Origin of the sequence: Nitrincola nitratireducens, from assembly GCF_000585235.1 — a bacterium.
Classification (GTDB): Bacteria; Pseudomonadota; Gammaproteobacteria; order Pseudomonadales; family Balneatricaceae; genus Nitrincola; species Nitrincola alkalisediminis.
Genome location: NZ_AONB01000032.1, coordinates 1 through 18,064, shown reverse-complemented (window position 1 = coordinate 18,064; position 18,064 = coordinate 1). Strand labels below are relative to the sequence as shown.

The window sequence follows — 18,064 nt, the reverse complement described above, 5'->3', positions numbered from 1 at the left end:
AGCTGTTCGCCAGCACTGGTTTATTGAGAATAAACTGCATTGGTCATTGGATGTTGCGTTTAAAGAAGATGCTTGTCGGATACGTCGTGAAGATGCTGCGGAGAACCTCGCAGGAATTCGGCATATAGCGATGAACTTCTTGAAAAGTGAAAAGACCTTTAAAGTAGGCATTCAAAGGAAGCGAAAGAAGGCTGCGTTGAGTCGAGAGTATTTATCGCAAGTCTTAGAGACATGCGGGGTTTCATGATTTTTCCGTGCATGTTAATGATTCAACGGAGACCTAAACGAGTGCAAAAATACTTCAAACATGAGCATATAAAATATGCAGCTTAAGCAAACCTAAATTACAGCCTGGTTAATAGCTTTATGCGAGAATCCATGGAGCTTCGATGCCATCTAGAACATATGTAAATTGAGGCCTTCTTAATTAATCGTCATGTAGTCAACTAGGCTAACAGAGCGGGCCTTCATCAGAGTTTATTGCAAAACCTAGGGAAATATCGATATTGATGATTTTTGATTAGTCATAAGCATATGCGAGTAGCTCATAACTTTTCGCGAAGATAATACTTTTTAGTTAATTAGGCTTTTTATAAGACATAGTTAATAATCAAATCATAGGCAAAAACTATATGGCTAGAAACTTTTCACTTGACATCCTAAAGCTTGTTATGGCGTTGATGATTGTAGGTTTACACGCAGATTTCCTAGGAGAATACTCGAAACTTTTTCAATACCTAACGGTAAATGGATTATTTAGAATTTCAGTGCCTATATTCCTTATTATAAATGGATATTTTTTCTTTGATATTCACGCCAAAAAAAACCAAAGAATATGGTTTAATCGACTGATTACCTTATACATTTTCTGGATGTTTCTTTATTCAGCTTTTTGGTTTAAATTACCTGACATTTCATTTAATAGTATTTTTACATTGATTTTTAATATTATAATTGGTTATCATCACTTATGGTACATTTCTGGTATGATAGGTGCAGCATTATTACTCGTCACTTTAAATAACAAAAAACCTACACACCTAATTACTACAGCAATCATTCTTGCAATAATCGGTATATCTATTCAATATCTTGGCAATTACAATTACCTTCAATCATCAACTTTAAATGAACTTTTCAATTACCACTGGACTCATCGAAACGCCTTATTTTTCTCATACCCTTTTTTGCATGGGATATCTAATAAAAAAACATAACATTCATAATAAAATAGATTTAAAATATGCTATTATGTTTTCAACTTTAGGTCTTTTGTGCCTCTTTGCTGAATCATATTATAATTTTTTCAACCAAGGAAGAGAAGGCGGATTCGACAATTACATATCAATATTATTGGCATGTCCATTTATATTTATTACTTTCATTAAGATTAATACAAATTATAACAGTAAGAACATTGCACTCTACTCTTCAGGAATCTATTTTATACACTCTATTGTATTGACCTTATTAAAACACTTCACTGAACTTGAACCAACAGCATTAACTATTGCAGGAATAATTATATCAGTCTCATCAGCCTATTTTTTAATAAAATTAAATCGTAAAGCAAAGTTTATATTATAAACCAGAACTTAAAAACATCAATCCAAATAACAATGAAATTTATATTCAAAAAATCAATATATTTTATTTAAAAATAACCATCAAGACACAGAATGAAAAAAATATTACTAATACATCAAAGCTCAGAATTATACGGATCGGACCGGAGTTTTTTATCAGTTGCTCAAATAGTATGTAACTTAAATTATGATGTTAGCATATTAGTTCCTGAACAAGGTCCACTAACTGAAAAACTCAAACTTCTGAATGCGAAATTAATAATTTATGACTTTGGAGTTCTTCGAAAATCAAAGCTGAAACAAAAACCGATACATGAAATCTTTAAAATATTAAAAGGGTATTATTGGTCCATAAATCAATCAAAAAAATTCGATATTGTTTACATAAACACTATCGTAAATATCACCTTCATCTTACCATTATTTAATAAGAAATTAAAAAAAATAATTCACGTCAGGGAACTACCTAGCACAAAAGCAATTGCATTTTTTAGATTTTTATTTTTTCTTTCAAAACCCAGATTGATTTACAATTCCAAAGCCGTTCGAGACGCATTTAAAAGAACTGGAGATGTTGTATACAATGCATCATCAATTGACATAATAAAAAGCAAACCTAAAAGATCAGGAATTAATATTTTATTTGTCGGCAGAATTAATGACTGGAAAGGTGCCGACCTGCTTTTAGATGCTATAATTAATTTAGATCATTTATCATTAATAAGCAATTTATATATTGTTGGATCCCCCTATTCTGGACAAGAAGAAAACCTCGAAAGGTTACTCACAAACTCAAAAGCACTAAAAAACTGTAAGTTTCATTATATGGGTTTTCTTGAAAACCCATCATATCATTTCTCAATCTCAGATATTGTAGTAATTCCATCAAAAAAACCTGAACCCTTTGGCAGAGTTGTTATTGAATCTATTGCTTATGGCAACATTACGGTCATCGCTGACCATGGAGGAATGACTGAAATTATTGAGGACAACTATAATGGATTCAAATTCACACCAAACTCAGTAGAAGATTTAAAAAGAGTTATTTTATTTATCATTGAACGTTTTGATTCTTTAGATTACATCAAGAAAAATGCCATAAGATCGTATAATGCTAACTTTACACCCAACATTCTTGAAAAAAATATAACCAATTTTCTCAAATCACTTTAGGTCTAAAATCATGTTATTCATTAACATATTGAAGAAGCTTAAAAGACATAGAAGCGGCTTAAACACCGAGTTTAACAACATTAAAAACATTGACGCTTTTATATTTATTTACTACTTAGTCATTGATTACACTCGTAGCTTTTCCCAAAGGATAAACCCTACCAAAATAAATCTAATTGGAAAAAATGTAGAGCTTAGAAACAAACGTTATCTTTCCATGGGAAAAAAAGTAAAAATAGGAAATTACTGTTTAATTGATTCATTAGGTCTAAAGGGTATATCTCTAGGAAATAATGTCACAATTGGTGATTTCAGTAGATTAATCGTAACAAGTGACATTTCTAATTTGGGCAGCCATATTATTATTCATGATAACGTTGGAATTGGTGAGTTTTCTAGAATTGGTGGATCAGGCGGGGTAACAATCCACTCTGATACTATAATTGGTCAATATTTAAGCTGCCACCCTGAAAATCATAATTTCTCCAATCCTAATATTCTTATAAGACACCAAGGTACAACTCGTAGTGAGATAATAATTGGTAAAAACTGTTGGATAGGTGCCAAAGTTACTGTAACAGCCGGAGTTACTATTGGTGATAACTGTGTAATTGCTGCAGGCTCTGTTGTCACAAGTTCTTTTGAGGAAAACTCCCTCATTGGAGGTGTTCCTGCCAAGCTAATAAGGAAGATCAGATGACTTTTTCATTATTTATTTTAGGTACAAGAGGCATTCCTGCACAACACGGCGGTTTTGAAACGTTCGCTGATGAGCTTGCATTGTATTTATCTAAACGCGACTGGAATGTGAATGTATACTGTCAAATTGACAATGCAAATTCATCGCCACTTGAACAGTACCATGATATCAACTTGATCAATATCAAAACAAAAAATGATAGTGCGCTTAACACCATGGTTTTTGATTTAAAGGCATCAATTGATGCTATGAATAAGAGTGGTATTTTGCTAACGCTGGGTTATAACACAGCAATTTTCAATATTTTTAACCGAATCAAAGGACAAACCAATATCATCAATATGGATGGTATTGAATGGCATCGCGCGAAGTGGTCAAAGAAGGCAAAAGCTTGGTTTTGGTTAAATGAAAAGCTGGGCAGCTTAATTGGTAATCATTTAGTCGCAGACCATCCGTTAATCAAACGGCACCTAGAACGCAATGTTAAAGGTGATAAGATCACCATGATACCCTATGGTTCTCATGCTATTTTGTATGCGCCTGATGCTTGTCTTGCTAATTACGATATAGAAGCAAATGGCTATTCAATGATCATTGCTCGTCCAGAACCAGAAAACTCTATTCTTGAAATTGTTAAAGCCTTTTCCTCAAAAAAACGTAATCATAGACTGATGGTATTAGGCAACTTTTCAGATAGCCACTCGTATCATAATGCGGTTAAGGCTGCTGCTTCTGATGAGGTTTTTTTTCCTGGTGCAATTTATGATAAAGACACGCTAAGCGCACTGCGCTTTCATTCTCGTTTGTACATTCATGGCCATACTGTTGGCGGTACTAATCCTTCACTCGTCGAAGCACTTGGCGCTGGCAGTGCTATTTTGGCTCATGACAATGGATTTAATCGTTGGGTAGCCGATGATGCCGCCATATATTTTTCGGATGTTTCAAGTTGCTCTAACTGCTTCGATCAATTACTGAACGACAACTCCATTGTATCATCTCTCAAACAGAATAGTCGTAACCGCCACACTCAGCATTTCACATGGGAAAAGATTCTAGGTGAATATGAGCAGTTGTTACTAAAACACTACCCAAAGGAAAAGTAATATGAAAGGAATAGTTCTTGCCGGTGGATCAGGCACACGCCTCTACCCTATCACCAAGGGCGTATCAAAGCAGTTAGTACCCATCTATGACAAACCGATGGTCTACTACCCTATCTCTGTATTGATGTTAGCCGGTATTAAAGAGATCCTGATTATCACTACCCCAGAAGACCAGTCTTCTTTTCAACGCCTTTTGGGGGATGGTTCAGAGTTAGGTATACGGTTTGAGTATGTTGTTCAGCCCTCCCCTGATGGATTAGCTCAGGCATTTATACTCGGCAGAGACTTTCTAGCGGGCGATGATGCTTGCCTAGTGCTGGGTGATAACATTTACTATGGTCATGGTATTCCGCAGTTATTAGCGAATGCGGTTTTGAATGTGAAGAATGAAAGTAAAGCCACGGTGTTTGGTTATCATGTGAATGATCCAGAGCGTTATGGGGTGGCTGAGTTTGATGCTTCAGGGACGGTGATCAGTCTTGAAGAAAAACCGAAGTCACCTAAATCTAACTATGCCGTCACGGGTCTTTATTTTTATCCGTCTGACGTTGTGGACATGGCGTGTCAAGTGAAGCCTTCTGGTCGAGGTGAGTTGGAAATCACCACGCTTAACCAAATGTATCTTGATCAGGGTCGCTTAAAGGTTGAGTTGTTGGGCCGTGGGTATGCTTGGTTGGATACGGGTACTCATGAAAGTCTGTTGGAAGCCTCTCAGTACATTGAAACGATTGAAAAGCGTCAAGGCTTAAAAGTGGCCTGCCTTGAAGAGATCGCCTATGAGATGGGTTATATCAATAAAGATCAACTCCTTGCCCTTGCAGAGCCTTTGTTGAAAAATCAGTATGGTCAATACCTTGTCAAGCGTGCTAAGGAAGGTCGTAAGTTATGAAGTTTATCCCCCAAGCCATACCAGAAGTATTGTTGATCGAACCCAAAGTGCATGGTGATCAACGCGGTTATTTTGTTGAAACCTTTCGCCACGATCTGTTTGAAGCGGCAACAGGTTATCCCGTTCACTTTGTACAGGATAATGAATCGTCTTCGAGCCGTGGTGTTCTGCGCGGATTGCACTTTCAATTGGCACCCTATGCACAAAGTAAATTGGTGCGGGTGATTCAAGGTGAAGTGTTAGACGTTGCCGTGGATATTCGTACCGGTAGTCCTACATTTGGTCAGCATGTCAGCGCTTTACTGAATGATCAAAATAAGCATCAGTTATTTATCCCTCGTGGTTTTGCCCATGCCTTTGTGGTGCTCAGTGAGCAAGCCATTTTTGCCTATAAAGTGGATAACCTTTACTCACCCGAGTGTGATAGAGGTCTATCTTGGGATGATCCGAGTTTGGGTATTGATTGGGGTATTGCTGCCGAAGAGATTCAATTATCAGCCAAGGATAAACAGCAGCCTAAACTAAGTGAGCTAGGGCAGTGTTTCGACTATGGGGTCAATTATTATGCCTAAACAAGAGCCGAAACAGGTCTTAGTCACAGGAGTCGGTGGTCAACTGGGTCATTCTATACAAGATCGTGCAAATCAATATCCGCTATTTGATTTCGTTTTTGTAGATCATACGGAATTTGATCTGGCTGATCCTAATGCGATAAGCACATACTTAGCTGATAAGGCATTCGATTATATTTTAAACTGTGCGGCCTATACTGCGGTGGACAAAGCGGAGTCAGAGCTTTCCTTGGTTGATCAAGTCAACCATCTGGCAGTGAAACAACTGGCAGAATGGGCGCAAGCAAAGGATGCGTATCTCGTCCACATCAGCACGGATTATGTATTTGATGGCTGTCATTATCAACCCTACACAGAGTCACACCCCACAGATGCGATCAATGCTTATGGGCTGAGTAAACTAAACAGTGAAAAAGCGGTGGTGGCGAGTTTAGCCAATGCCGCTGTGATTCGAACCAGCTGGGTTTATTCCGAGTATGGCAATAACTTTGTAAAAACCATGCTGCGTTTAGGGTCAGAACGTGATCAACTGAATATCATTTTTGATCAAATAGGCAGCCCAACTTATGCCGGTGACTTAGCCGATGCCATGCTCAGTCTAATTTCACAACATCATCAGGGCCTTTATTCACACGAGGGTTGTGAGTTTTTTCATTACAGCAATGAAGGGGTGTGTAGCTGGTATGATTTTGCGAAAGCGATTTTTGAACTGAGTGACATCAGCTGTGATGCTCAACCCATTGAAACCAAGGATTATCCTACGCCTGCTAAACGGCCTCATTTTAGTCTATTGAACAAGGCTAAGATTCGACAAACTTTAAATGTGAAGGTCCCCTATTGGAAAGACTCTTTAGCGCTTTGCCTTGCTAACTTACAGGAAAACTCTCATGGCTAAAATTTTAGTAACTGGCGGCGCTGGATTTATTGGTTCTGCCGTTGTTCGCCATCTGATTCTGAACACCGAACACCAAGTGGTGAATCTGGATAAACTCACCTACGCGGGGAATCTTGAGTCGCTTCGGGGTGTTAGTGATAACCCACGTTATGCGTTCGAGCAAGTGGATATCTGTAACGCACCAGAAGTAAAGCGCGTCTTCAAGACACATCAGCCTGATCTCATAATGCATTTGGCGGCGGAGTCGCATGTGGATCGCTCTATTGATGGACCGGGTGACTTTATTCAAACCAACTTGGTCGGGACCTTTACGCTACTCGAACAAGCCAGAGCTTACTATCAAGCATTAAGTGCTGACCGACAAACTGGCTTTCGTTTTCATCACATCTCGACAGATGAAGTCTATGGCGACTTACCCCATCCTGATGAGCAACCCGGTGAGTTACCCCTCTTCACTGAGAAAACCGCGTACGCCCCAAGTTCGCCCTATTCTGCCAGCAAAGCGGGCTCTGATCATTTAGTCAGAGCCTGGCAACGTACCTTTGGCTTACCCACCTTAATCACCAATTGCTCTAACAACTACGGGCCTTATCACTTTCCAGAAAAGCTGATTCCCTTGATGATTTTGAATGCCCTAGACGGGAAGCCTTTACCCGTATACGGCAAAGGCAATCAAATCCGTGACTGGTTATATGTTGAAGATCATGCCCGAGCACTGGTTCTGGTTGCACTGGAAGGCAAGATCGGTGAAACCTATAACATTGGCGGTCATAACGAAAAGCAAAATATCGAAGTTGTGCACACCATTTGTGATTTACTGGATGAACTTCGTCCTAAATCCCAAGGTAGTTATCGTGATCAAATCACAACCGTCAAAGACCGACCCGGTCATGACATGCGTTACGCCATTGATGCCAGCAAAATACACCAAGAACTCGGCTGGACACCCCAAGAAACCTTTGAAACGGGTATCCGAGCAACAGTACAGTGGTATTTGGACAATCTTGAATGGTGCAAGCATGTGCAGGATGGGAGTTATCAGAGAGAGCGACTGGGTGGTTAGTTGTTTTTAATGATTTAGCACAAACTTTCAAACGCCCTGACTTAGCAGCACACAAGACCGTCGTTTGCCATGGATGGCAAACGCGAGGCTCCAAGGATGGATTCATGCCGTGTCTTGATTGCTGATCAGTTAGGGCGTAGCCTAAAATACTAAACATATAAAACTTCTCGAATGAAAAAGTTTTTTTCTGGGTGAATAGTGTAAATTGTGTCTCAACACTACTAAAAAACAGAAACTAACAACGCCATGATATATCCCATCATCCTCGCTGGAGGCCAAGGCACACGCCTATGGCCACTTTCGCGTTCTGGTTATGCTAAACAGTTTTTAGACCTGTCTGGTTCAGGTTTCAGCCTGCTACAACAAACGCTTCAACGCGCGGCTGACCTAAGTTCGACTCCCCCCTTACTGATCTGTAACGAAGAACACCGCTTTATTGCCGCCGAGCAGTTGCGCCAGCTTAACTTCACGCAATCTAAAATCATTCTCGAACCGGTCGGTCGCAACACGGCACCCGCTATTGCTCTGGCCGCGTTACACGCAACGGCTCAGAGACATGATCCTTTACTTCTAGTCCTAGCGGCTGATCACTTAATTCAAGACCCCCTGACCTTTCAAAACACCGTCTTAAGCGCTTGCCCTCTGGCAGAAGCGGGTCATTTAGTCACCTTTGGCATAGTGCCCACCCATGCTGAAACGGGGTACGGCTATATTCAAAAAGGGGCTACGTTAGGTGAGGTCGGTTTTAAAGTCAGTCGTTTTGTTGAAAAACCCGACGCTCAGACCGCCGCCGCGTATGTTGAGTCCGGTGAGTATTGCTGGAACAGTGGTATGTTCCTGTTCCGCGCCAGCCGTTATTTGGATGAGTTAAAAGCATCGCGCCCCGATATTTTGGAAGCTTGCCAAGCCGCCATGCTAGACACGGCTGCTGATTTAGATTTTATCCGTGTCGATGCGCAAGCCTTTGCCGCCTGCCCAGAGGATTCGATTGACTACGCGTGATGGAAACAACGCAACAGGCGGCGATGGTGCCTTTGGATGCCGGTTGGAGTGATATCGGTTCTTGGTCAGCTCTTTGGGAAGTCAGCGAAAAGGATGCACAAGGCAATCATCTAACGGGCGATGTGCTGGCACTGAATACCCACAATACGTTGGTAAAAGGTGAGAAGCGCTTAATCGCAACCCTGGGTGTTGAGGATTTGGTGATTATCGATACCCAAGATGCTTTGCTGGTCGCTCATAAGGACAAGGTGCAAGACGTTAAGAAAATCGTTGAGCAGTTAAAAGCCCAAGGTCGCACCGAGCATCTTAACCATCGAGAGGTTTATCGTCCTTGGGGGGTGTATGATTCCATCGACAATGGCGAGCGGTATCAAGTTAAACGAATTACTGTCAAACCCGGTGCCAAACTCTCGGTGCAAATGCATCACCATCGTGCAGAGCATTGGATTGTTGTCAGCGGCACCGCCAAGGTGACCAATGGTGACGAAACCTACCTCGTCACCGAGAACGAATCCACTTACATCCCCATCGGCCAAGTCCATGCATTGGAAAACCCCGGTGTGATCCCCTTGGAGCTGATTGAGGTGCAATCGGGTTCTTATCTGGGTGAGGATGATATTGTGCGGTTTGAGGATCGGTATGGTAGGGTTACTTAAAAGATCCTTTAAACCAATCCCATATTCCCAAAGAAACACCCGGAAGTAGATCGATACCGAGCGCTGATTTGATTAAATAGAGTACGAGCAACCCTACCAAGGTAGAGATCACTAAAAAAACAGATAGAAGCAAGGCCATCGCGAATCGAGAAATGGCCACTTCCCTTCTTGATAATTCTCGTCGGTTGCGACCCGCTAAAAAAACAAAATAATAGCGCCAATGCCAAAACCTCAGCGTCCATCTGACATCAATTACGTGTGTACCCCAAGAACGTCCACCGAGTGCTATTTTCAGGGCTTGTAGTTGATCTGGTGAAAAGCTCTCGCGGTCACTTGCTGGCAGCTTTTCTAACAAACCTTTAACAAACGGATCATCCTTAATGTCATTGTTCATTAACAAACCTTTAAATATAAATGGGGGTCGGAGTAAGATCTCATAGGATCTCAACCGATGCAATATGACATCAGAGCCCAGGGTCGGCGTAACAACTCGGGAGATCGGGGTCGGAGTAACAATTTCTCAAACGCCCTGACTTATCAGCACACAAGACCGTCGTTTGCCATGGATGGCAAACGCGAGGCTCCAGGGATGGATTTATGCCGTGTCTTGAGTGTTGATAAGTCAGGGCGTGGCCTACCTAAAAGACCCCTAACGAAACTAGGCTATAATAGATCCAGCACCACAAATACCGCTACACAAGTAAGAACCCACAGGACGCAACACGAGAAAGGATATCTCATGAACGAACTACTTAGCCCCACCAATGATTATGTGTTTAAAAGACTCTTCGGTGAGTCACCCTACTAACTTGATGCAGGCCAAGACTATCAACACCTTGGCGCATCCATTGGGCTGCACCTACTGGATTTTGATTTATTTGACAGATCAGACGCCGCTCTGGCAAAACAAGAGCTTGGCTGGTAGCCTGAATACCCTGATCTTGAGACCATTATTCGCCACGCCTGGGCTTGGCGTACTTTACTTGTAGATCTTTTTTCGATGCCCAACTTGTAGTACGAGGACCACTAACCTGTGATCCTCAATCGTGCAAATCATGCGGTAGTCGCGAACCCGGTAACGCCATAAGCCGGTCAAATTTTGACTTAATGGTTTACCGAAGCAGCGTGGATCGTTGTTTGTTGCAATACGTTCTCGAAAGTATTTCAGTATTTCCTGCTGTGCCTGTCGGTCAAGTTTACGAAGCTCTTTTGCTGCGGAGTCATCAAATTCAACAGTCCAAGTCACGCTCTTGCTCCATGTCATCTAAAGTCCAACGCTTGCTTGGGTTTTCGAGGCGATTGAGAGCTAGATAGGCATCCTCCATGTCGTCCAGATGGCTCAGAATCGCTTCTCTGGCATAAAATGTTTTGGTACGCCCGGTTTTAGCTGCTAGGGCAGTTAGGCGGGCTTCAATGTCTTCTGGTAGGCGTATTGCGAGCATGGTAACCTCCATCGCTATACATGTTTTACGTGTATAGCATAGCAGTAAAAGAGAGCATATCCAAATTAAGAGCTCAGGGTAATGCCGTGGCACAAAAGGTGGTGCAGAAGAAAGTTCTTTCTACAGCTAAAATTAAGTTAATGGCCCGTTTCTTAATCACCATTGACGCATTGTGATCCGCGTTGTCAGCGTGTCCTGCACAAACTTTCAAACGAATTGACTGATCAGTACACATTGTGCGCTTTGAGGATCTGTACGGGCGGCTTAAGGGAGATCGGGGGCAGTGATTAGGGGTCGGAGTAAGATCACCTTTGCTATTATTCGTAATGGCTCCATAGTCGAAGCACTTTTATGACATTCTCTTTTTCGAGTACTTGATAAACCAAGCGGTGCTGTATGTTGATCCGGCGAGAATACGCGCCTAAAAGATCTCCAATAAGCTTTTCAAAAGGTGGAGGTTTGCAGTAAGGATCTTCTGCAACCAACGCGAGTAACTCCTGTGCTTTTTCCTTTAGGCCGCCAGAAGCCAGTTTCTTTGCATCTTTCTGTGCTTGTTTAGTGAAAACCAACTTCCATGTCACCAGTCCAGCTCCTTATCGCATTGATCAATTGGCGTTGTCATTCCATCCCGAATGGACTCCCGCATACCCGGTATAGAGAGTAGGTAAAGTGTTTCCTGAATAGCGGCCCAGTCTTCCTCAGCCACTAGAACGGCCTTATTTCGCTTTCCCATAATGACTATTGGCTGATGAGATTGTGCAGTTTCATCGATTAATCGATAAAGGTTGCTGCGGGCCTCGGTAGCGGTTATTCCAACCATGACAAACCTCCAGTGCTTTTAATTTATAAGTCGTAATTAATTGTACGTGATATCGTACGTACGTCAATATAATTGAAATGTTCGATAACCTTTCCAAGCAGCAGTAACATAGCAAAACCTGAAGTTGCGGATTTGAAAACAGCTTAGCACACACTCACCAACGCACTGACTGATCAGCACACAAGACCGTCGTTTGCCATGGATGGCAAACGCGAGGCTCCAAGGATGGATTCATGCCGTGTCTTGAGTGCTGATCAGTTAGGGCGTGGCCTACCTAAAAGACCCCTAACGAAACTAGGCTATAATAGATCCAGCACCACAAATACCGCTACACAAGTAAGAACCCACAGCACGCAACACGAGAAAGGATATCTCATGAATGAACTACTCAGCTCCTATCACCTCTCTTGACATATTAAACCCCAACATTGAACCCAGTGAACTCAACGGAAAATGCATTGTTTTGGGGGTGTTCGTAATTGATGGTTGATTCCCAGCTTTATGTTAATGGTGTAATTTGACTATAATAACGTATCTGGTGGGTGATTTGCCGCACTAATACAGGCACTATAATTCGTATCTAGTGATTTATGCTCAGGAGTGCATCTATGGCTACAAAGATTCTAATGCCTACCTATACGAGCTTGATCATGATGATCATGTGTTGTGTCGAAAACGCTCAACTTCAGATTGGGTTGAAGCGGCGCCTCCAGAAAGTATCGATTTCACGTGGTTGCGCGTACTCACACATCCGGAATTTGATGAAAGTGCTGCTCATGTCATTCTCGGTGTGCTCGATAGCGATGGCATGTGGTGTGAGTCAGGCAAACTACAAAGGTGAAAGCACTATGGATGTTGTGCTCGAAATAATAACACACTGGATGCCGGATGCAGTGCCTCGTGCTCGCATCGGCACATAGGAGCGCGAATGCCAACCATCAGCGAATTCTTTGGCATCCTGATACGAATGTACTACGACGACCACAATCCGCCTCATTTCCATGCCTATTACAGCGGGCATGAAGCGATTATCACAATTGAGACTCTGGAGATTATGGAAGGCTCGTTACCCAAAAGAGCCAAGGCGATGGTCATTGAATGGGCGGTCGAGCACAGACAAGATTTACTGAACGACTGGAAACTGGCTGAGCAACATCAGCCTCTCAACAAGATTGAGCCATTGGAGTAAGCACCATGCGCCGAGTAACCAATGTAGAAGCTAAACCTGAATACACTCTCGCGGTCACTTTCGATGATGGCACTTATGGAGAGGTTTGCCTTGCGGATCGCCTGTTCGGGCCAATGTTTGAACCATTAAAAGACCCAGAATTCTTCGCCCAGGTGCGGGTAGATGAATTTGGTGCCGTGTGCTGGCCAAACGATGCGGATCTGGCCCCAGATGCACTGTATCGGAAGGTGGCAGCGTGAGCTGTCATCGGGGTCATCGGGGTCATCGGGGTCATCGGGGTCAGTGTAACAATTCCTTGTTCAACCTTCATTTCAACTGTTCTGTCATTTCTCGCATCAAGGTAAGATCAAGATTTGGTCAAAAAAAACCGCTTCCGAACTAACTAAAGCTCTGACTGATCAGCACACAAGACCGTCGTTTGCCATGGATGGCAAACGCGAGGCTCCAAGGATGGATTCATGCCGTGTCTTGAGTGTTGATGAGTCAGGGCGTAGCCTACCTAAAAGACTAAATTGCCAAGTGGACAACTAGACTAACAGAGCAGGATCTTTTGAACTCAGTGTTTGCCGAGTAAGCTTTCTAGGCTTTCAGCTGTTAGGATATTTTTAATCCAAGTGTCTAGCTGGTTAGCGCTTGCTTCTTGAAGTTGGCGAGTTACCCATTCAGGTAGTTCACCAAACTTAATTTCAATAAGGCTTTTGGCAGTGGCACGTAACGTCTCTTGTCGTCCTTCTTGTCGTCCTTTCTCAAGACCTACCTTCTCAGCCGTATTGATATAAGGCATTTTTTTGTCCTCCTCGATCACGTAGATCGCATTCAAAAAATCTTCGTCTAGGGTGCTTGGAATTTGGATCATCCAGTCAATAACATTAAAGAGCTCTTGTATTTGCTGTTTACTATACCCACGCTCGTACATTAAATCGAAGGCGTCTTCGGGTTCGCCTTGCACTTCGACGTGGATGAGTACCCATGTTTCGTCGCCATACGGGGTGTTGTGCGTTTTGAGGATCGGTATGAGCATACCTAAGCTCTACCATGACTTTACATAAATACCCAAAAAATCTATAGTGCCACTAAACAAGCGTTTTACTTCAAATGGATCTCAACATAAAAGGATGTTGCCAAGATGACCGCTATCTATTTTTCTACACACGCCTGCCATGCTTCTGACCTTGTAGAGGGTTCAGAAGAAACGATTCAGCACTTCATATTACTCAACAACATTGGCCCCTCCGGTAGATTGTTACGGGGGCAAGCTTATACCCTTGACCTCGTTAATCCGTATGCGACTTCACTCGTTAACACGCTTAACCACAGTACGCAGCAAGAACGAAATTGGTTAATGACTGCCGTGGTTTTCGAAGGTGAAGAGATACATCGAGAAGCAGCCTTTTGGGAACATTACCTCTCAAATGAAGCACTATCACCTGCGTTGAGTTTGATCGGCGCAACCGGGGCTTCTGCACAAGTCAAATCACGACAGTTATCAAGCTTTCATCAAGCGCTGGTCAGATATGAAAATGCACTGCTAGCCATTCAATCACCTGCCGCCCCCGGAATGCCAGGTGCAGGTGCGAGAAATGCTGAAGCCATCCGTAATGCCAACCAGGCCTACAATGCGCTGATGACTGAGCACAGAGCAGCCATGGCCAGTTTAGCACCGGCCGTGATGAGAGCGAAAAATCGAGGTGGTGCTATTAATAATGCCCAACGTGGTATTACGCTTGCACACAGAAGTCGGAGCGGAAGAGTTGATCCACGTCTGTTGGTGGCTGATTTATTTCAAGCACACAGGCTTAAAAACTTCGCCAGTTATATGAGCAAAGCAGCCACACCTTTAACACTTGCAGTCGATGCAACCTTAAGGGCCGGCAAAGTCCGGAGTGTAAACCAATCGGATGGCAACTGGCATCGTGAGAGTTATCGGCAGGTGGGCGGTTTTTTAGGTAGTGCATTTGGTGGTGGTCTTGCAGCGGGTGCAACGTTTAAAGCAGGAAAGCTAGTCGCTGCAAAGTATGGTATCGCGATAATAGGCGTAGGGATTGGTCCTATCGGATGGGCTGTATTAGGTTGTATTGTGGTAGTCAGTGCAGGAGTGGCTCTTGCTGCAAGTAACCAAGCTGGACCTCGTGGAGAAAGACTTGGTGACATTATTTATAACTTAAGCCGATAATAATTGATTAGTGAAATGATGAGTGCCGCTGATTTCTTAAGACAATATATATCCGAGACTAACCTTATTCTTTATGGAGGTTTGCTTACTATCGTACCTGGCTCTTTCTTCATGCTAGCCCTTTACATCTCAATTCTTCGTGTTCATTTTGCGATTAAGCGGGATGGCAAAGAACCACTAGGTTTGGGACCGATATGGTTAATAGAATTAGCAACTGCATTTATGGTCACTAAATCACAGTACAATAAGACTATTAAACATCAAGCAGAACATGGTGTTGATTTAGTCCCTTATGCTTTGATCCAACCATACATAAAGCCCATGGATAGATTTATTGCTAGAGCATGGATATTTTTTGGTGCGCTGTTACTTCCATGGATCATGCTTGATATGTGGTTATATCCTGATATTTCTAGCTGAATCCCAAGCACAGACCCTTAAAAACTTCGCAAAATATATGAGGAAAATCGCCACACCATTAACGTTAGCAGTTGATGGTCTTATACGAGGTGGCAGAGTCAAAAGCGTTAAACAAGATGATGGCAACTGGCATCGTGAAAGTTATCGGCAGGTGGGTGGTTTTATTGGGTTGTTTTGTCGTGATCGGAGCGGGATCACTAGGTGCAAGTGCCAGAAATGCGCAAGCCATTCGTAATGCCAACCAAGCTTACAGATGCACTGGTCATAGAATGATTTGAGATCCGTTTAGCACAAACTTTCGAACGCACTGACTTAGCAGCACTCAAGACCGTCGTTTGCAATGGATGGCAAACGCGAGGCTCCAGGGATGGATTTATGCCGTGTCTTGAGTGTTGATCAGTCAGGGCGTAGTCTACCTAACCCCCCCTAACGAAACTAGGCTATAATAGACCCAGCACCACAAATACCGCTACACAAGCAAGAACCCACAGGACGCAACACGAGAAAGGATATCTCATGAACGAACTACTCAGCCCCACCAATGATTATGTGTTTAAAAGACTCTTCGGCGAGTCACCCGACTTACTTCTCCATCTGATCAATGATTTACGCTACGACTTACCCCCTATCACATCAGTTGATATTTTAAACCCCAACATAGAACCCAGTGAACTCAACGGAAAGTGCATTGTTTTAGATGTATTAGCGCGTGACGCCGACGGACACTGCTATAATGTCGAAATACAGGTGCGCAAATACGGTTCATGGCACAAACGAGGTCTATTTTACTTGGCCCGAACCCTGAGCAACCAACTCGATGCAGGCCAAGACTACCAACACCTTGGCGCATCCATTGGACTGCATCTACTGGATTTTGATTTATTTGACAGATCAGACGCCGAACGCCAACAAGCCGTGTGGCGATTTGAAATGCGAGATGAAACCCAACCGAACGTCACACTGGGGAACATTTTGCAGATGAATCTGATCGAACTTAACAAGGCAGACCGATTAGGCTTAAACTCAAGCCCTTTAGCCACTTGGATCAAATTTTTTAAGCACTGGCAGGAGGAACTTATCATGGCTGACGTGACTTACGAACCCGTTAATAAAGCACTCAACCGAGTCAAAGAACTCAGCGCCGATGAAGAAGCCCGTCGACTGGCATTTGTACGCGAAAGAGCCCTACGTGATGAAATTTCATATATCAATGAAGCTAAGCGTGAAGGGCTTAAGGAAGGTCTTAAGGAAGGTCATACGGAAGGGCTTAAGGAAGGGCTTAAGGAAGGACGCATGGAAACTCAACGTGAAACTGCCCTTAAGCTTATCAAGATGAACATTCTGACTGATGAACAGATTTCTGAGGCTTCCGGTCTTTCGTTAGCTGAGATCGCTGATTTGAGATCTGTTTAGCACAAACTTTCAAACGCACTGACTGATCAGCACGCAAGACCATCGTTTGCCATGGATGGCAAACGCGAGGCTCCAAGGATGGATTCATGCCGTGTCTTGAGTGCTGATGAATGAACTGTGACGCCGACCCTGATTATTTGCTACTATCTTCTCATATAAGTCAGCATCAGGGTCAAGAGTATGCTTAGGGATGCGGTGATACGCAAAGTTATTCAAATGGCTGAACAAAATCCAAATATAGATGTTCTTTGGATGTATGGTTCTAGAGCCAAGCTCACCGCTCAAGAAAGTAGCGATTATGATTTTGCAGTAGCATTCACTACGATGCCTTTAAATGCATGGGATAAAAGACTTCAGTCTGAATTGCTTGCATTAGACTGGTGCGAGAGTCTAATGCTACCCGAAAATAAAATCTCTGTTGCAGACATCAACCATATACCTCTTCCACTGGCGATGAGTATCATCACTACAGGTAAGGTATTACTGGTAAAAAATAGCTTGCGCTTAGCGCGCGAAGAAAATCGCATCACCTCTATGTGGGAAATAGACTACAGGTACCACTTTCAACATTATGGATAACTTATATAAAAACGCGATGCGTGAGCAACTCAGACAGCTTCAGGAAGAGTTATCAGAAATCCAAACGATGCTTGTAGATCAAGGATACCTCTCTAGTATTGCGTATCGTGCCGCTGAGCGTAATTTACAATTACTCGTTGAGGCCTGTATTGGCATTACAAAACAAACACTAAAGGCAAAAGGTTTAGAAGTGCCGAGTGATGCACGTCAGTCTTTTGCAAAACTGAAGTCTCTTGGGCTAGATCCAACAGATATCCCATGGACAAAGGTTGTTGGTATGCGTAACGCACTCGTCCATGATTATTTGAACTTGGACCCTGAACGTATTAGTGAAGTGATTGCAAATGGGCACTATTTGAAACTTTTTAAGTTTGCACTCATGCGGA

General features: G+C 42.8%; 24 protein-coding genes and 1 pseudogene. 19 read left to right on the top strand and 6 right to left on the bottom strand.

Features of this window, described 5'->3' with window-relative positions; all coding sequences use genetic code 11:
- From D791_RS17935 to D791_RS17890, 11 genes and pseudogenes are all read left to right on the top strand, one after another.
- On the top strand, window positions 1–247 hold a 247-nt coding region (locus D791_RS17935; protein ID WP_036514669.1), incomplete at its 5' end, for an ISAs1 family transposase.
- 385 nt (window positions 248–632) lie between these two features.
- A complete protein-coding gene (locus tag D791_RS17930) occupies window positions 633–1,217 on the top strand; it encodes an acyltransferase family protein (RefSeq protein ID WP_036514667.1) in 585 nt (194 codons plus the stop codon).
- Complete coding sequence (locus D791_RS22120; RefSeq protein ID WP_420329361.1) at window positions 1,129–1,587, top strand: acyltransferase family protein; 459 nt, start codon at window positions 1,129–1,131, stop codon at window positions 1,585–1,587. Before D791_RS17930 ends, D791_RS22120 begins: the two co-directional genes overlap by 89 nt.
- A gap of 92 nt (window positions 1,588–1,679) precedes the next feature.
- On the top strand, window positions 1,680–2,759 hold the full coding sequence (locus tag D791_RS17925; RefSeq protein ID WP_036514665.1) for a glycosyltransferase family 4 protein: 1,080 nt from the start codon (window positions 1,680–1,682) through the stop codon (window positions 2,757–2,759).
- A 10-nt stretch (window positions 2,760–2,769) separates the two neighbouring features.
- The gene (locus D791_RS17920; protein ID WP_036514663.1) at window positions 2,770–3,459 is read left to right on the top strand and encodes an acyltransferase; all 690 of its coding nucleotides are present in this window, start codon (window positions 2,770–2,772) and stop codon (window positions 3,457–3,459) included.
- Window positions 3,456–4,565, top strand: coding sequence for a DUF1972 domain-containing protein (locus tag D791_RS17915; RefSeq protein WP_036514661.1), 1,110 nt, complete (start codon window positions 3,456–3,458; stop codon window positions 4,563–4,565). The genes D791_RS17920 and D791_RS17915 overlap by 4 nt, the downstream gene beginning before the upstream one ends.
- Before the next feature lies 1 nt (window position 4,566).
- Window positions 4,567–5,454, top strand: coding sequence for a glucose-1-phosphate thymidylyltransferase RfbA (gene rfbA / locus D791_RS17910; RefSeq protein ID WP_036514659.1), 888 nt, complete (start codon window positions 4,567–4,569; stop codon window positions 5,452–5,454).
- Window positions 5,451–6,026 carry a dTDP-4-dehydrorhamnose 3,5-epimerase gene (gene rfbC, locus D791_RS17905; RefSeq protein ID WP_036514657.1) on the top strand — a complete coding sequence of 192 codons (576 nt, stop codon included), beginning with the start codon at window positions 5,451–5,453 and terminating at the stop codon, window positions 6,024–6,026. Before rfbA ends, rfbC begins: the two co-directional genes overlap by 4 nt.
- Window positions 6,019–6,921, top strand: a complete 903-nt coding sequence (gene rfbD, locus D791_RS17900) for a dTDP-4-dehydrorhamnose reductase (RefSeq protein WP_036514655.1) — start codon at window positions 6,019–6,021, stop codon at window positions 6,919–6,921. Before rfbC ends, rfbD begins: the two co-directional genes overlap by 8 nt.
- The gene (gene rfbB / locus D791_RS17895) at window positions 6,914–7,984 is read left to right on the top strand and encodes a dTDP-glucose 4,6-dehydratase (protein ID WP_036514653.1); all 1,071 of its coding nucleotides are present in this window, start codon (window positions 6,914–6,916) and stop codon (window positions 7,982–7,984) included. Before rfbD ends, rfbB begins: the two co-directional genes overlap by 8 nt.
- A gap of 246 nt (window positions 7,985–8,230) precedes the next feature.
- Window positions 8,231–9,642, top strand: a pseudogene (locus D791_RS17890) (mannose-1-phosphate guanylyltransferase/mannose-6-phosphate isomerase).
- On the opposite strand, the gene D791_RS17885 reads toward D791_RS17890, so the two are convergent.
- The 5 genes from D791_RS17885 to D791_RS17860 form a co-directional block, all read right to left on the bottom strand.
- Window positions 9,635–10,036: a hypothetical protein gene (locus D791_RS17885; RefSeq protein ID WP_036514650.1), complete on the bottom strand. Its 402-nt coding sequence runs from the start codon at window positions 10,034–10,036 to the stop codon at window positions 9,635–9,637. The pseudogene D791_RS17890 and the gene D791_RS17885 sit on opposite strands and share 8 nt — an antisense overlap.
- Window positions 10,037–10,621: 585 nt before the next feature.
- Complete coding sequence (locus D791_RS17875) at window positions 10,622–10,888, bottom strand: type II toxin-antitoxin system RelE family toxin (RefSeq protein ID WP_036514646.1); 267 nt, start codon at window positions 10,886–10,888, stop codon at window positions 10,622–10,624.
- Window positions 10,872–11,084, bottom strand: coding sequence for a type II toxin-antitoxin system RelB family antitoxin (relB, locus tag D791_RS17870; RefSeq protein WP_036514644.1), 213 nt, complete (start codon window positions 11,082–11,084; stop codon window positions 10,872–10,874). Before relB ends, D791_RS17875 begins: the two co-directional genes overlap by 17 nt.
- A gap of 317 nt (window positions 11,085–11,401) precedes the next feature.
- Window positions 11,402–11,665: a Txe/YoeB family addiction module toxin gene (locus D791_RS17865; protein ID WP_036514641.1), complete on the bottom strand. Its 264-nt coding sequence runs from the start codon at window positions 11,663–11,665 to the stop codon at window positions 11,402–11,404.
- On the bottom strand, window positions 11,662–11,904 hold the full coding sequence (locus D791_RS17860) for a type II toxin-antitoxin system Phd/YefM family antitoxin (protein WP_036514638.1): 243 nt from the start codon (window positions 11,902–11,904) through the stop codon (window positions 11,662–11,664). Before D791_RS17860 ends, D791_RS17865 begins: the two co-directional genes overlap by 4 nt.
- 608 nt (window positions 11,905–12,512) lie before the next feature.
- On the opposite strand from D791_RS17860, the gene D791_RS17855 reads away from it, so the two are divergent.
- From D791_RS17855 to D791_RS17845, 3 genes are read left to right on the top strand one after another with little or no spacing between them, the layout of a single operon-like run.
- Window positions 12,513–12,824: a hypothetical protein gene (locus D791_RS17855; RefSeq protein ID WP_036514636.1), complete on the top strand. Its 312-nt coding sequence runs from the start codon at window positions 12,513–12,515 to the stop codon at window positions 12,822–12,824.
- Window positions 12,825–12,832: 8 nt separating this feature from the next.
- Complete coding sequence (locus D791_RS17850) at window positions 12,833–13,093, top strand: DUF4160 domain-containing protein (RefSeq protein ID WP_036514633.1); 261 nt, start codon at window positions 12,833–12,835, stop codon at window positions 13,091–13,093.
- Window positions 13,094–13,098: 5 nt separating this feature from the next.
- Window positions 13,099–13,332, top strand: a complete 234-nt coding sequence (locus tag D791_RS17845) for a DUF2442 domain-containing protein (RefSeq protein ID WP_036514630.1) — start codon at window positions 13,099–13,101, stop codon at window positions 13,330–13,332.
- 317 nt (window positions 13,333–13,649) lie between these two features.
- Here D791_RS17845 and D791_RS17840 read toward each other — a convergent pair whose 3' ends face one another.
- Window positions 13,650–14,114 (bottom strand): RpnC/YadD family protein, encoded by a 465-nt coding sequence (locus tag D791_RS17840; RefSeq protein ID WP_051514671.1) that lies wholly within the window; start codon window positions 14,112–14,114, stop codon window positions 13,650–13,652.
- A gap of 105 nt (window positions 14,115–14,219) precedes the next feature.
- Between D791_RS17840 and D791_RS17835 the strand changes: the two genes are divergently transcribed.
- The 5 genes from D791_RS17835 to hepT form a co-directional block, all read left to right on the top strand.
- Window positions 14,220–15,266 (top strand): hypothetical protein, encoded by a 1,047-nt coding sequence (locus tag D791_RS17835; protein WP_036514628.1) that lies wholly within the window; start codon window positions 14,220–14,222, stop codon window positions 15,264–15,266.
- Between the two features lie 18 nt (window positions 15,267–15,284).
- The gene (locus D791_RS17830) at window positions 15,285–15,686 is read left to right on the top strand and encodes a hypothetical protein (protein ID WP_157682425.1); all 402 of its coding nucleotides are present in this window, start codon (window positions 15,285–15,287) and stop codon (window positions 15,684–15,686) included.
- Window positions 15,687–16,202: 516 nt separating this feature from the next.
- Complete coding sequence (locus D791_RS17820; RefSeq protein WP_036514622.1) at window positions 16,203–17,099, top strand: Rpn family recombination-promoting nuclease/putative transposase; 897 nt, start codon at window positions 16,203–16,205, stop codon at window positions 17,097–17,099.
- Between the two features lie 216 nt (window positions 17,100–17,315).
- Window positions 17,316–17,678 carry a type VII toxin-antitoxin system MntA family adenylyltransferase antitoxin gene (gene mntA, locus D791_RS17815; protein WP_202806911.1) on the top strand — a complete coding sequence of 121 codons (363 nt, stop codon included), beginning with the start codon at window positions 17,316–17,318 and terminating at the stop codon, window positions 17,676–17,678.
- The coding region (hepT, locus tag D791_RS17810; protein ID WP_036514614.1) for a type VII toxin-antitoxin system HepT family RNase toxin at window positions 17,671–18,064 on the top strand (394 nt) is incomplete at its 3' end. The genes mntA and hepT, both read left to right, overlap by 8 nt.

What these genes read in the sequence shown, in the direction of transcription:
- D791_RS17930 (WP_036514667.1), top strand. Translation starts at nt 633, where the DNA reads ATGGCTAGAAACTTTTCACTTGACATCCTAAAGCTTGTTATGGCGTTG.
- D791_RS22120 (WP_420329361.1), top strand. Translation starts at nt 1,129, where the DNA reads ATGAACTTTTCAATTACCACTGGACTCATCGAAACGCCTTATTTTTCT.
- D791_RS17925 (WP_036514665.1), top strand. Translation starts at nt 1,680, where the DNA reads ATGAAAAAAATATTACTAATACATCAAAGCTCAGAATTATACGGATCG.
- D791_RS17920 (WP_036514663.1), top strand. Translation starts at nt 2,770, where the DNA reads ATGTTATTCATTAACATATTGAAGAAGCTTAAAAGACATAGAAGCGGC.
- D791_RS17915 (WP_036514661.1), top strand. Translation starts at nt 3,456, where the DNA reads ATGACTTTTTCATTATTTATTTTAGGTACAAGAGGCATTCCTGCACAA.
- rfbA (WP_036514659.1), top strand. Translation starts at nt 4,567, where the DNA reads ATGAAAGGAATAGTTCTTGCCGGTGGATCAGGCACACGCCTCTACCCT.
- rfbC (WP_036514657.1), top strand. Translation starts at nt 5,451, where the DNA reads ATGAAGTTTATCCCCCAAGCCATACCAGAAGTATTGTTGATCGAACCC.
- rfbD (WP_036514655.1), top strand. Translation starts at nt 6,019, where the DNA reads ATGCCTAAACAAGAGCCGAAACAGGTCTTAGTCACAGGAGTCGGTGGT.
- rfbB (WP_036514653.1), top strand. Translation starts at nt 6,914, where the DNA reads ATGGCTAAAATTTTAGTAACTGGCGGCGCTGGATTTATTGGTTCTGCC.
- D791_RS17885 (WP_036514650.1), bottom strand. Translation starts at nt 10,036, where the DNA reads ATGAACAATGACATTAAGGATGATCCGTTTGTTAAAGGTTTGTTAGAA.
- relB (WP_036514644.1), bottom strand. Translation starts at nt 11,084, where the DNA reads ATGCTCGCAATACGCCTACCAGAAGACATTGAAGCCCGCCTAACTGCC.
- D791_RS17860 (WP_036514638.1), bottom strand. Translation starts at nt 11,904, where the DNA reads ATGGTTGGAATAACCGCTACCGAGGCCCGCAGCAACCTTTATCGATTA.
- D791_RS17855 (WP_036514636.1), top strand. Translation starts at nt 12,513, where the DNA reads ATGGCTACAAAGATTCTAATGCCTACCTATACGAGCTTGATCATGATG.
- D791_RS17850 (WP_036514633.1), top strand. Translation starts at nt 12,833, where the DNA reads ATGCCAACCATCAGCGAATTCTTTGGCATCCTGATACGAATGTACTAC.
- D791_RS17845 (WP_036514630.1), top strand. Translation starts at nt 13,099, where the DNA reads ATGCGCCGAGTAACCAATGTAGAAGCTAAACCTGAATACACTCTCGCG.
- D791_RS17840 (WP_051514671.1), bottom strand. Translation starts at nt 14,114, where the DNA reads ATGCTCATACCGATCCTCAAAACGCACAACACCCCGTATGGCGACGAA.
- D791_RS17835 (WP_036514628.1), top strand. Translation starts at nt 14,220, where the DNA reads ATGACCGCTATCTATTTTTCTACACACGCCTGCCATGCTTCTGACCTT.
- D791_RS17830 (WP_157682425.1), top strand. Translation starts at nt 15,285, where the DNA reads ATGAGTGCCGCTGATTTCTTAAGACAATATATATCCGAGACTAACCTT.
- D791_RS17820 (WP_036514622.1), top strand. Translation starts at nt 16,203, where the DNA reads ATGAACGAACTACTCAGCCCCACCAATGATTATGTGTTTAAAAGACTC.
- mntA (WP_202806911.1), top strand. Translation starts at nt 17,316, where the DNA reads ATGGCTGAACAAAATCCAAATATAGATGTTCTTTGGATGTATGGTTCT.